Here is an 11,832-nt window from a genome sequence, read left to right on the forward strand (position 1 = left end):
GCAGGAGGTAAGTGATGAGTACCGAGCCGGAGTTTGAATTGCCGGAGCCGGAGACTGACGACGCCGGGGCCTTGGACGCCTACTCCAGAATCGTCATCGAGGTGGCGGAGTCAGTGACGCCGCATGTTGCGGCCATCGAGATGACCAGCCAACGCCGAAATGGGCAACTCCGGATGGGAAGCGGATCGGCCGTTGTTTTTACCGGCGATGGTTACATGCTGACAAACGCCCATGTCGTAGCCGGAATCCAGACCGGCCGAGCGGTGTTCGCGAACGGCAAACAGAGCGATGTGGAGCTGATTGGCGCGGACCCGCTGTCCGACCTCGCGGTAGTTCGCGGGCTCAAGAGCACTCCGCCGCCTGCCGTCCTGGGCAACGCTGAAACTCTCAGGGTGGGCCAATTGGTGATCGCGGTGGGCAACCCTTTGGGCCTGGCCGGTTCCGTGACCGCAGGTGTCGTCAGTGGTCTGGGCCGGTCCATTCCTGTGCGGGCAGGCGAGCACCGACGGGTGATCGAAGACGTCATCCAGACCGATGCCGCCCTCAACCCCGGGAATTCCGGCGGAGCGTTGGCCGATACCCGTGGCCGGATTGTGGGCATCAATACTGCGGTAGCTGGCCTGGGGCTCGGATTGGCCGTCCCTATTAATACGACCACGCAACGAATCATTGCTTCGCTGCTCCGCGATGGCCGGGTCAGGCGGGCCTACTTGGGCCTGGTGAGCACTCCGATCCCGCTGGACGCCAGCGCCGTGGTGCGCACAGGACAAAAGGAGGGCCTGCGGGTGGTTGAAGTCATTGCGGGTTCACCTGCCGAGCAGTCCGGTCTCCAACCGGGGGATCTGGTCATCAGCGCGCAAGGCAGGGCCGTGTCCAGCGCCGAAAGCCTGCAGAAACTCCTCTTTGCCGAGGCAATCGGCGAGCCTTTCCCACTGGCGGTTCTACGCGATGGCAGGATCCTGCACATCATCGCCGTACCTACTGAGATGAGCTAGCGGGCTTCGGTCCAGGATGCGGCTAGGCCTGATCCTCGCGAACGTCCACGACGCCGACGAAGCGGCTGCCAACGCCTTCGTATTCGGTGCGAACATCTCCGAGGAAGAGTTCAGGGAGTTCATTGTTGCGGTGGTGCCCGCAGAAGACAAACGAAAAATCCGGCCACCATTTCTTGGGCCGAACAGCTTCGGAGTAACCACACACTGCGCACGTCAAGTGGACCCACACCGGACGCTTGCCAGTGCGGTTCGAACGGGACTGGACCAGCCAAGCAGGGGGATTGTCTTGGAGTTCACGAAGATCTGCTTCGCTCAGCCGGGACGGAATGCCGTGGCGTTGGGCCATTTCCATGGAGATATCAAGGGCCAGTGCGGCGTCACGTCTGCTAATCACCATTCAACGATACGGGACTTCCAAGGCGGCGGCGGCCACGGTCAGGCAGTACCGGCCGCCGCGGAGCTGGCCGGACCCGCCGCACGCTCCGGCACTTAAGCCCATCCCGGGTGCGGCAAAGCGTAGGCTGTGCACATGACGGACCCAGTGGCCCTGCTGCCAAGCACCCCGCTCCAAAAGCGCGTTCTTGCCGTGGCGATTGTGGCTTCCTTCATCGCCATCCTCGATGGGTTTGTGGTGAACCTCGCACTGCCGGCAATAGGACGCGAGCTGGGCGGCGGGCTCGTGATCCAGCAGTGGGTAGTGGATGCGTATTTGCTGACGCTTGGTGCGCTGATCCTGGTGGCCGGTTCGTTGTCGGACCATTTCGGACGGGCACGGATCCTGGAGTGGGGTCTCGCGGGTTTCACCCTGACCTCGGTCATGTGCGGATTGGCGTGGAACGGCGAAGTCCTGGTGGTATCCAGGGCGTTGCAGGGGATCGCCGGGGCATTGCTGGTGCCGAGCTCACTCGCGATGATCGTGACGTCATTTTCCGGTCCTGCCCAGTCCAAGGCAATCGGCCAGTGGTCGGGTTGGACCAGCGCAGCGGCCATTGTTGGCCCGTTGATCGGCGGCCTTTCCGTGGATCTCCTGAGCTGGCGCGTCATTTTCTTCATCAACGTTGTACCGGCAGCCGCGATCTGGCCCATCCTTGCAGGGCTCCGTGCCTCTGACGCTGCCAGGGACAAGAGCAAAAAAATCGACTACCTCGGAGCGTTCCTGGCCATGATCGGGCTGGGCGGTCCTGTTTACGCGTTCATCGAGCAGGGCAGGATGGGCTGGGGAAGCGTTCTCGTGTGGGTGCCGTTGGCCGCGGGAATTCTCGCGATGGTGCTATTCCTCCTCCACGAAGCCCGGGCAGCCGAACCGATGCTGCCACTGAGGTTGTTCGGCATCCGTAACTTCGGCTGGGGCAACCTGGCTACGTTGGCCATTTATGGCGCCATTTCGCTGGGGTTCTTTGTCCTGGGGATCTACCTGCAGCAGGTGGGCGGAATGGCGGCTACCATAGCCGGCTTTGCCCTGCTGCCAGCCACCATCATCCTGATGCTCACGGCGTCCTATTTTGGTGGCCTGGCCGGTAAGTACGGTCCACGGTGGTTCATGACGGCCGGGCCGTTGCTCTGCGGAGTTGGCTTCCTGATGTCCCTGACAGTCCAGGAGCCGCTGAATTACTGGACCCAGGTGCTGCCCGGCCAGATCGTCTTCGGTCTTGGACTGACAACCTTGGTAGCACCCCTGACAGCGGCCATTTTGGGTGCTGTTCCTCAGGAAGAAGCCGGAATTGGCTCTGCAGTCAACAACGCAGTGGCGCGTATTGCCGGCCTGATCTGCATAGCCTTCGCTGGGCTGATCGTTGGGCCGGTGTTCACTCGCGAGGGGCTCTACAATGCCCTGGTGGTCACCGCGGTGCTGTTCATTCTGGGGGGACTCGCGTCCGCAATCGGTATCCGGAACCCTGTGCTGGAAGCTACGGTCGAAAAAGCACCCGACGACGGCGGCACGAGCGACCAGCGTACCTGACCTTGGTGCGTGCCGGCTCTGCCGTTGGCGGCTTGTGGTCCCGGGTTACCTTACGGGCAGGACACATCCCTCGTGCACGTCCGCGCTCTGAACCCACAGGGCTGAGGTAACTTCGTCTGCGAGATCGAATTCCCGGCGCTGGGGACCGGTGCCAATGCGGACCACGAGTGCTCCGCCGAATGGCTTCCTGCCCACAATCTCCACTGCCGCATCCAAGGCGATGTCCTCGGAAGCGAGATAGCGGAGAAGGTCCGGGTTCTCGTCACTGATGCGCGTGATCCTGCCAGAGTGGCCTTGGTCGAGCTCGATCATCCGGTAGGCGTGCGGCAACTCCACGGAGCCGTCTGCGGCAGGAATGGGGTCGCCGTGAGGGTCCCGTTCCGGGTGGCCCAGCTTGGCCGCCATGCGCTCAATGAAGGTGTCCGACACGGCGTGCTCGAGCATCTCGGCTTCGTCGTGAACCTCATCCCAGCTATAGCCGAGTTCCTCGACGAGGTAAGTCTCAATGAGCCGGTGGCGTCGCACCATGGCCAGCGCCAGGCGCATTCCTTCGGCAGTCAGCCGGATGGCGCTGTAGGGCTGGTGGTCCACCAGACCTTGGTCTTTGAGTTTTCGGACCATTTCCGAGACGGAGGAATTCGCAACTCCGAGCCGCTGTGCAAGCTGAGAGGACGTAATGGGTTTGTCTTGCCACTCCGTATAGGAATAGATGACCTTGACGTAGTCCTCGATCGAGGAGGAGGGCGCGCTGGTCTTCACACCCCCAAGCCTACCGTGAACGGGCCACGCTGAATCTTGTGGGCCTGCCAGGTCTGCGTCAAATACGGTAATTGAAGGGTTTTGCCGCGGTCATGCCCGAGGTGCGTATGCAGGTACCACTCGAGGTTGCCAAGGACCTTGGCCCGCGTAGTGTCATTGGCGCGCAAGTAGTAACTGCGGGACTTGGTCAGTTCCATGATGTCCTCCGGAGTAACGGAGTCCTCCCACCGGGTCAGGTGGCTTTCCAGGCCATGGAACTCCGGGCCGACGACGGGACGGAAGCCCGGCTTGTGCACATCTCCGGCGTGCATGATGCGGGAGAGACGGTGCACCCAAGGTACCGACGTATCCAGCTGGTTCCAGACCAGCCCGAGGACTCCGCCGGGGCGCAGGATCCGGGCGATCTCCGTGCTGGCCTTGAGGGGATCGCACCAGTGCCAGGCCTGGGCAACGCTGACGACGTCGAATACTGAGTCCGCCAGCCCTGTAGCCTCGGCCGTCCCCACCAGTGCCGTGACGTACGGGTACGCCTTTCGAAGTTGTTCGAGCATGTCCGTCGAAGGATCGACGGCGGTTACCTCAAGTCCGCGTTCCACCAGAAGAGCCGTGAACTTTCCTGTGCCAGCGCCGAGATCCGCGGCGGAACGTGCACCCGCCGGGAGGAGCCAGTCCACGGAATCTGCCGGGTAGCCTGGCCGCACACGGTGGTAGTGCTCGCCGCCGTCCTGGAAACTTTGGCCGAGTTCATGACGGCGGGTGGCATGCAGTTTGGGCCCGCCAGGACCAGCCATGGGAACGGAACCAGCCGGGGAGCCAGGACCCGCCAGGGAGCCTTGATCACCATGGGAACGCAAGGACACGCACAGACTCCTTTGGGGATCGCAAAGTTACCCTACGAATTTACCGCACTGGGCACTGGGGCGATCAGCAAAGCCGCACACAATCGGTGATGCTGTTGAGTCGGCCAGGCTGTCCGTTCGAGCGCGCAACCTGATCCACCGCGCAGCCTTGTCCACGTGCCGTGCCGTCTAGTCCACCGTGCTGCCGTCTAGTCCACTGTGCAGGGCGCAGCGCCGGCGGTGCCCGGCGTGTTGGGGGCCCATTCCGGATAGACGCGGTGATCGTTCGCTGGCACCCAGCGTCCCTCGTCCACCACGTAGTCCCAGCCGAGTCCCGTGCGCTTGAGTTCCTCGATGCCGTTCAGCAGGCGGGTGGCATCCTCCAGCCGTGAGCCGACGCCAAAGCTGGCCCGCAACGAGCCGGAGGGAAGGCCGAGGCGCTTGAGGAGCGGGTGGGCGCAGAAACGGCCATCGCGCAGGCCGACTCCGTGCTCCGCGGCGAGGTAGGCGGCGACCAAACCGGCGTCGAATCCTTCAACCGAGAAGTTGACCACACCGATGGTGTCTTCCGTGTCGCTGAAGATCTGGTGGACCGTAACGCCGTCGATCGCCCGCAGTCCTTCCACCAGATAGGAACGGATCGAAGCCTCGTGGGCGTGCCAGGCTTCCTGGTCGAGGCCTGCAAGAACCTGGGTTGCGCGCGCCAGTGTTGCTGCCCCGAGGACGTTGGGGGAGCCACCTTCGTGTCGTGCCGGACCTGTTGCCCAACTGACCGAATCGAGTCGGGCTTCACGGACAGCCCCTCCACCGGCGAGGTGCGGTGTACCGGCGTCCAGCCAATCCGGACGACCCACGATGACGCCGGCCCCGAACGGAGCGTAGAGCTTGTGCCCGGAGAACACGACGTAATCGACGTCGGCTTTGGCAATGTTGATGCGGCGATGTGGTGCGAGCTGGGCAGCATCCACCACGATCCGGGCGCCGAATTCATGGGCCAAGGAGGCGAGTTCGGCGATCGGCAGGATCTCGCCCGTGACGTTCGAAGCGCCGGTGACAGCCAGGAGCGATACGCCACCCTGGCTGAGTTCGGCACGAAGGTTGGCCAGCGTCGCCGCAAGGGTCGAGGCCGCGATGACGCTGCGGTGCGGAACACCTTGCCAAGGAAGCAGGTTGGCGTGGTGTTCGATGTCCAGGTACAGGACCCCGCCGGTCGGCTGGCCGTCGACGTGCGGCAGGCAGCCGGCGAGCAGGTTCAGGGAATCAGTGGTGTTGCGCGTGAAGATCACGGAATCGTCCGGCCGGCCACCGACGAATTCGCGAACGATGTTCCGAGAGTTCTCGTAGACCGAGGTGCTGATTTGCGATGCGTACCCAGCGCCACGGTGGACGCTGGCGTAGTAGGGCAGGACTTCGTTGAGGTAGGCAGAGACGATGGTCAGTGCCGGGGCAGATGCTCCGTAGTCGAGGTTTGCGTACCGCACGTGGCCGCCCTGGATCAGGGGAGCTTGCAGTTCCGCGCCCGTCACGGCGGCCAGGGGCCGTGCTGCAGCCGTTTGCTGATCGGAGGACGGCAGGAAAGTGGAGTTGAACGTAACAGTGCTCATGGGACCTCACTCAAGAGGGACCCCCAAAGGGGGATCCGCGCTTGCCGCATCCGTTCCGGACCGGCCAGGTCGTCACCCGGGGCACCCCACCGCGAATGGAGGGTTGCCGGCCAGCAAACCGGGGTTTAGCGCTGGCACTCGTGACCTGTAAAAAGGTTAGGGCAAGCCGCGCGCACGCTCCAAAGTCAGTTCGCTATGTTAAGTCGATTGTTACGTTGGATTGACGAATGGCGAATCTGGCGAAGAAAAAACGGCGGCGGCCCCCAAAAGGGGGCGGCCGCCGTCGAAAATTCTGCAAAGAAGCGTTTCAGCGCCTGTGCAAAGACTCAGAGAAGGTCGTCCAATCCGGGGTTGAGGCGTTTGAGAACTTCGGAGTGCAGGATTGAATTGGTTGCCAGGGCGTTGCCGCCGAACGGCCCATCCTCGCCCTCCAGCGACGTGAAGCGTCCACCTGCCTCCGTGACGATCGGAACCAGTGCAGCCATGTCGTAGAGGTTCAACTCCGGTTCGCAGGCGATATCCACGGCGCCTTCTGCCACCAGGCAGTAGGACCAGAAGTCGCCGTAGGCGCGTGTGCGCCAGACGTCGTCGGTGAGACCCAGGAAATCGTCGAAATTGCCACGTTCCTTCCAACCGGTCAGGCTCGAATATGACATCGACGCGTCTGCCAGTCGCGAAACGTTGGATACCTTGAGGCGCGTGGCCGAGGCGAGTGAGCGGCCCATGTAAGCACCCATCTCCTTCGCTGCCCACCAGCGCTTGCCCAAGGCGGGTGCGCTGACGACGCCGACCACGGGCTCGCCCTCATCGACGAGGGCGATCAGTGTGGCCCAGACGGGAACGCCGCGGACGAAGTTCTTGGTGCCGTCGATGGGGTCGATGATCCAACGACGCGAGCCATGACCACTGCTGCCGAACTCCTCGCCCAGCACGGCGTCGCGGGGGCGAGAGCGCGAGAGTTGGCCGCGGATAGCCTCCTCGGCAGCCTTGTCGGCGTCCGTAACGGGCGTCAAATCGGGCTTGGTTTCGATCTGCAGATCCAGTGCCTTGAAGCGGTCCATCGTCTGGGCATCCACGGAATCGGCCAGGACGTGGGCCAATCGCAGGTCATCGTTGTAGCTGGAAACGGGTTGGGTCATGTCACCAAACTACCGTGAAACGTTCCTCCAGTCGGGGACCTGTTGCCCCAAGGCTCAGTTGACGGTTCCCAGTTCCTTGGCTTCTTTGGCTTCAAGACGCGGGTCAGCGCCAAGAAGCCTGCGGAGGGAGCCAAGGCGGGCCACGCCGGACGGTCCGGCATGGCCTTCGTTGACCCAAGGATCGAGGCCGCAATTGATCGCAGTGGCATCGTGCTTGCAGCCACGGTCGCACGATTGCGTGCCCGGTTCGAGGTCCGGGAAGGCATGCAGGATGCGGTCGGCGTCCACGTGGGCCAAACCAAAGGAACGAATGCCGGGAGTATCGATGATCCAGCTGCCGGAGGGAGCTTCGTGGAGTTTCAAGGCCAGCGCCGACGACGACGTGTGCCGGCCACGTCCCGTGACGGCGTTAACGCCGCCCGTGGCGCGTTCGGCGCCTGTCAGCGCATTGACCATAGTGGATTTGCCCACGCCGGAGTGGCCCAGCATGACGGTGACTTTGCCGTCCAGGTAGGCGCGGAGCTGCGAGACGGCGTCGCTGTCCAACCGGGCTGACAGGCCATCGTCCGAACGGGCATCGATCCCGGAGGCATCGGCGTCGGCTGTCCGGCTGATGATGATCGGGAAGTCCAAGCTGAGGTAGTTGGCCAACAGTTCCGCAGGGTCCTTGACGTCCGCTTTGGTGACGAGCAGCAGCGGCTCGATGCCGGCGTCGTACGCTGCCACGAGGGCGCGGTCGATGAAGCCCGTGCGGGGTTCGGGGTTGGCTGCCGCAACTACCACGACCAGTTGGTCGGCATTTGCGACGACGACACGTTCGATGGGATCGGTATCGTCGGCGCTGCGGCGCAAGAGCGTCTTGCGTTCCTCCACGCGGACCAACCGTGCGAGCGTGTCGGGGCTACCGGAAACGTCGCCCACCAAAGCAACGAAATCGCCGGGGACTACGGGGTTTCGCCGGAGTTCGCGGGCGCGGGCCGCGATGACTACTCGTTCATTTGCGGAATCTTCTCCCACCACGGCCGTGTAGCGGCCGCGGTCGACGGTGATGATCCTGCCAATGACGGCGTCGTCGTGGCTGGGGCGGTCTTTGGTCCGGGGTCGTGATCCCTTTTTGTTGGGGCGGATCCGGACATCGGATTCGTCCCAGGAGCGTGCGTCGCGGCCCATGATTAGTTGCTGGCCTCATCCGTGCCGGTGGACGGGGTCAACATTCCTGACCACATCTGCGGGAATTCCGGCATGGTCTTGGAAGTCGTGGCAATGTCCTCAACCTGGATGCCTTCGACGGCGAGCCCCAGGATGGCGCCCGCGGTGGCCATGCGGTGGTCGGCATAACTGTGAACGACTCCGCCGTGCAGCGTGGCCGGTCGGATGATGAGGCCATCGACAGTCTCCTCGGCGTCGCCGCCAAGCCTGTTGATCTCCGCGACGAGTGCCGCAAGCCGGTCGGTTTCATGGCCGCGAAGGTGGGCGATGCCAGTGAGCCGGGACGGTCCGGTGGCCAGCGCGCACAGGGCCGCTACGGTCGGTGCGAGTTCACTGGTTTCGTCGAAGTCGGCGCCCTTGATCTCGGATCCGCCTGTTACCGTAAGCGTGCCGTCCGTGAGGGTGACAGTGGCACCCATGGTGGCCAGGATACTGCGCCACAGATCGCCCACTTGGGTGGTTTCCGTGGGCCAGTTGGGGATCCTCACCGTGCCCTTGGTTGCCAGGGCCGCGGCAAGGAAAGGACCAGCGTTGGACAGGTCCTGCTCAATCCGCTGGTCGAACGCGCGGATGGGGCCTGGGGATACCCGCCAGTGGTTGGGGACGGAGTCATCGACCTTGACGCCGACGCTCCGAAGGACCGCCACGGTCATGTTGATGTGATCAAGGCTGGGTACAGGTTTCCCAACGTGCTCCAAATGAAGACCCTCGGTGAAGCGGGCTCCCACGAGCAGCAGTGCCGAGACGAATTGCGACGACGCACTGGCGTCGATCACCAGGTGGCCCCCGCGGACATCGCCCGTGCCCTCTACGCGGAAGGGAAGGGCCGACGGCGTCCGGTCGCCTTCAGCGCCAACGGGGACGCCGAGTGCCACCAAGGCTTCAATGATGGTTCCCATGGGACGCTTGCGCGCATGCGGGTCGCCGTCGAAGACCGTGGTGCCGTTGCGCAGTGCGGCCAAGGGCGGCACGAACCGCATGACGGTTCCTGCAAGGCCGCAGTCAATGGAAGTATCCGCCGCGGACGCGGCAGGATCCATCGGCGTGATACTCAGGTCCGGGCCGTAGCTGCCATCGCCGGGAACCTCGGTGACAGTGGCGCCCAGCTGGCGGAGAGCCTGGATCATCAAAGCTGAGTCCCGTGAGTGCAGGGGGGCCCGCAGACGTGACGGTCCCTCAGCCAACGCCGCAAGCACGAGGAATCGGTTGGTGAGTGATTTGGACCCGGGCACCGTCACCGTGGCGTCCACAGGGCCCCGCGCGTAAGGGGCCGGCCACAAGGGCAGAGTGGTGGCGTCGTTTGATGGGTCGGTGTTTGCTGCGGTGGTACCTGTCATGCTTCCTTATGCTCCAACTGCGTTATCTACTGCCTTGCGAACGGCCTTGTCTGCGCGCTTGAACTGCTTGCCGGTGACCTTCTTCGCGTCGGACGCCAAGTGCTCGGCGCGCCAAGCCAGGCTGGGACGACCCTCGGTATCGACGGCGGCCAGAAGGACGCCACCGGTCAAGGAAATGTTCTTGAGGAGTTGGGCGCGGCGCGCGTTCCGGCCTTCCTTGGTGGTGATGTCCGCCGAGCGCCACTCCACGTAGGAGTTCAGCGCCGACGTCAAGGCCAGCACTGTGGCAGCAAAGCGGGAGAGCTTCCCCAGGCCGAGCAGGGCTCCGGCGCCCAGTTGTGCGCCGCCTATTACCCGGGCAAGGACCTTTTCGTCAGCGGGAAACGGCAGCGATTCCGAGGCCCGGCGCAGGATCGGTGACAGTTGCTTGGCCGTATCATCCGCGTTCTTGAGCTTGTCCAGACCTGCGACGACGAAGCTTGATGCGAGCATGGGCCGCGCGAGAAAACGGATTACAGACATGTCTTGCCTCCTGGATGGGCTTGCCGTGTTCGACGGGGTGCAGTCTGCTCTAGTCTTGCATCTTTGCGGAATAATTACCCAGCAGCCACCGTTGTGAAGGTCAGGTGCGGTGGAGTCCGGCCTGCGGCATTTTGTTGCCGCTTCGCTGAACGGAGTTGGTTTTTTGACTTTGGTTAAGGACCGCGCGGTTCTACAGGAGCCCGAGTACGGTGTGCGGCCGGTTTCCCGGGAGCTGACAGTAGACTTGGCATCGATGAGCACCATTGAACCGGCCGCAGCGGCCATGTACGAAGCAGCCGATGACGCGACCGATGCCGTCGTCGTCGATGTCACGACGGAAACATCCGAACAGAGGCGGCTGCGCTTCGAGCGCGACGCCATGCAGTACGTGGACCAGCTGTATTCGGCAGCCATGAGGATGGCGCGGAATCCCTCCGACGCGGAAGACCTCGTCCAGGAGGCCTACACCAAGGCCTTCTCGGCGTTCCACCAGTACAAGCCGGGAACCAATCTCAAGGCATGGCTGTACCGCATTCTGACCAACACGTATATCAACCTGTATCGAAAGCGACAGCGCGAGCCGTTGCAGTCCAATTCGGACACGATCGAGGATTGGCAGCTGGCCAAGGCCGAATCGCACACGTCGTCCGGATTGCGGTCGGCGGAAGCAGAGGCACTTGACCACCTCCCGGACTCGGACGTCAAGAACGCGCTTCAGTCCATTCCGGAAGAATTCCGCTTGGCTGTCTACTTTGCGGACGTCGAGGGATATGCGTACAAGCAAATTTCAGAGATCATGAACACCCCGATCGGCACTGTCATGTCGCGCTTGCACCGCGGCCGGAAGATGCTGCGGGACATGCTGGCGGACTACGCCGCAGAACGAGGCTTCAAGGCCCACACCGAAGACCAGGCCACGGCCGGGAGCAACAATCAGGAGAAAGAGCAATGAGCGACTGCCAGGGATTGGGCGATTGCGACGACACGCGAATGCAGCGGATCTATGAGTACCTCGACGGCGCGCTGACCCGCGAGGACCTCACGGAGATCAAGCAGCACCTGGACACCTGCGAGGAGTGCGCTGAGCAGTATGACCTTGAGTGCCTCATCCGGACCATGGTCAAGCGCTCCTGCACGGAATCGGCGCCCGAGAATTTGAAGAATTCCATTTTGGACAGGATTCACTCCATCAAGCCCGTGGACGCCTGACGCCCAAGGGCGTTGACAACGGCACTCTTGCTGAACGCCAAGGGCCCCGGAAACCGTCTGGTTTCCGGGGCCCTCGCTTTTAAGCCTTTACGCTAAGCCGCTGGCTTAGGTGTTGGGACGCTTGCCGTGGTTTGCGCCGCCGCGCTTACGGTCACGACGCTTACGTGCACGCTTGCTCATAGCTGGCCTCCTTTAATTATTGGTACTCAATAAAGCTGCCCTCCAGTTTCGCACATCCTGAGGCCGCGCCGCGAACCGG

13 protein-coding genes and 1 riboswitch are annotated in these 11,832 nt (G+C 63.2%); of the genes, 4 read left to right on the plus strand and 9 right to left on the minus strand.

The window, feature by feature from the left end; all coding sequences use genetic code 11:
- Positions 1 to 14: 14 nt before the first annotated feature.
- The gene (locus ACIQC5_RS03510) at positions 15 to 995 is read left to right on the plus strand and encodes a S1C family serine protease (protein WP_400278440.1); all 981 of its coding nucleotides are present in this window, start codon (positions 15 to 17) and stop codon (positions 993 to 995) included.
- Between the two features lie 22 nt (positions 996 to 1,017).
- On the opposite strand, the gene ACIQC5_RS03515 is transcribed toward ACIQC5_RS03510, so the two are convergent.
- Positions 1,018 to 1,392 carry a hypothetical protein gene (locus ACIQC5_RS03515; RefSeq protein WP_400278441.1) on the minus strand — a complete coding sequence of 125 codons (375 nt, stop codon included), beginning with the start codon at positions 1,390 to 1,392 and terminating at the stop codon, positions 1,018 to 1,020.
- Between the two features lie 126 nt (positions 1,393 to 1,518).
- On the opposite strand from ACIQC5_RS03515, the gene ACIQC5_RS03520 reads away from it, so the two are divergent.
- Entirely contained in the window at positions 1,519 to 2,955 is a 1,437-nt protein-coding gene (locus ACIQC5_RS03520; protein ID WP_400278442.1) for an MFS transporter, read from the plus strand.
- A gap of 45 nt (positions 2,956 to 3,000) precedes the next feature.
- On the opposite strand, the gene ACIQC5_RS03525 is transcribed toward ACIQC5_RS03520, so the two are convergent.
- The 7 genes from ACIQC5_RS03525 to ACIQC5_RS03555 all read right to left on the minus strand — a co-directional run bounded on the left by ACIQC5_RS03525 (position 3,001) and on the right by ACIQC5_RS03555 (position 10,364).
- On the minus strand, positions 3,001 to 3,714 hold the full coding sequence (locus ACIQC5_RS03525; protein ID WP_400278443.1) for a metal-dependent transcriptional regulator: 714 nt from the start codon (positions 3,712 to 3,714) through the stop codon (positions 3,001 to 3,003).
- On the minus strand, positions 3,711 to 4,505 hold the full coding sequence (locus ACIQC5_RS03530) for a class I SAM-dependent methyltransferase (protein WP_400278695.1): 795 nt from the start codon (positions 4,503 to 4,505) through the stop codon (positions 3,711 to 3,713). The genes ACIQC5_RS03525 and ACIQC5_RS03530 overlap by 4 nt, the downstream gene beginning before the upstream one ends.
- A 257-nt stretch (positions 4,506 to 4,762) precedes the next feature.
- The gene (locus ACIQC5_RS03535) at positions 4,763 to 6,157 is read right to left on the minus strand and encodes an aminotransferase class V-fold PLP-dependent enzyme (protein WP_400278444.1); all 1,395 of its coding nucleotides are present in this window, start codon (positions 6,155 to 6,157) and stop codon (positions 4,763 to 4,765) included.
- Between the two features lie 32 nt (positions 6,158 to 6,189).
- A riboswitch (SAM riboswitch) is annotated at positions 6,190 to 6,303 on the minus strand.
- A 180-nt stretch (positions 6,304 to 6,483) separates the two neighbouring features.
- Positions 6,484 to 7,296 (minus strand): histidinol-phosphatase, encoded by an 813-nt coding sequence (hisN, locus tag ACIQC5_RS03540; protein WP_400278446.1) that lies wholly within the window; start codon positions 7,294 to 7,296, stop codon positions 6,484 to 6,486.
- A 54-nt stretch (positions 7,297 to 7,350) separates the two neighbouring features.
- The gene (locus ACIQC5_RS03545; protein WP_400278448.1) at positions 7,351 to 8,466 is read right to left on the minus strand and encodes a ribosome small subunit-dependent GTPase A; all 1,116 of its coding nucleotides are present in this window, start codon (positions 8,464 to 8,466) and stop codon (positions 7,351 to 7,353) included.
- A 2-nt stretch (positions 8,467 to 8,468) separates the two neighbouring features.
- Positions 8,469 to 9,842, minus strand: a complete 1,374-nt coding sequence (gene aroA / locus ACIQC5_RS03550) for a 3-phosphoshikimate 1-carboxyvinyltransferase (RefSeq protein ID WP_400278449.1) — start codon at positions 9,840 to 9,842, stop codon at positions 8,469 to 8,471.
- Positions 9,843 to 9,848: 6 nt separating this feature from the next.
- On the minus strand, positions 9,849 to 10,364 hold the full coding sequence (locus tag ACIQC5_RS03555) for a DoxX family membrane protein (RefSeq protein WP_400278451.1): 516 nt from the start codon (positions 10,362 to 10,364) through the stop codon (positions 9,849 to 9,851).
- A gap of 163 nt (positions 10,365 to 10,527) precedes the next feature.
- Between ACIQC5_RS03555 and ACIQC5_RS03560 the strand changes: the two genes are divergently transcribed.
- Together ACIQC5_RS03560 and rsrA are read left to right on the plus strand one after the other, a co-directional pair.
- Positions 10,528 to 11,316: a sigma-70 family RNA polymerase sigma factor gene (locus tag ACIQC5_RS03560; protein ID WP_400278452.1), complete on the plus strand. Its 789-nt coding sequence runs from the start codon at positions 10,528 to 10,530 to the stop codon at positions 11,314 to 11,316.
- Positions 11,313 to 11,573 (plus strand): mycothiol system anti-sigma-R factor, encoded by a 261-nt coding sequence (gene rsrA / locus ACIQC5_RS03565; protein WP_018776387.1) that lies wholly within the window; start codon positions 11,313 to 11,315, stop codon positions 11,571 to 11,573. Before ACIQC5_RS03560 ends, rsrA begins: the two co-directional genes overlap by 4 nt.
- 105 nt (positions 11,574 to 11,678) lie before the next feature.
- Here the strand turns inward: rsrA and ACIQC5_RS03570 are convergent, their stop codons facing one another.
- On the minus strand, positions 11,679 to 11,753 hold the full coding sequence (locus tag ACIQC5_RS03570) for a 50S ribosomal protein bL37 (RefSeq protein ID WP_369299106.1): 75 nt from the start codon (positions 11,751 to 11,753) through the stop codon (positions 11,679 to 11,681).
- Between the last annotated feature and the right edge of the window lie 79 nt (positions 11,754 to 11,832).

This window comes from Paenarthrobacter sp. NPDC092416, from assembly GCF_044755025.1.
Taxonomy (GTDB): Bacteria; Actinomycetota; Actinomycetes; order Actinomycetales; family Micrococcaceae; genus Arthrobacter.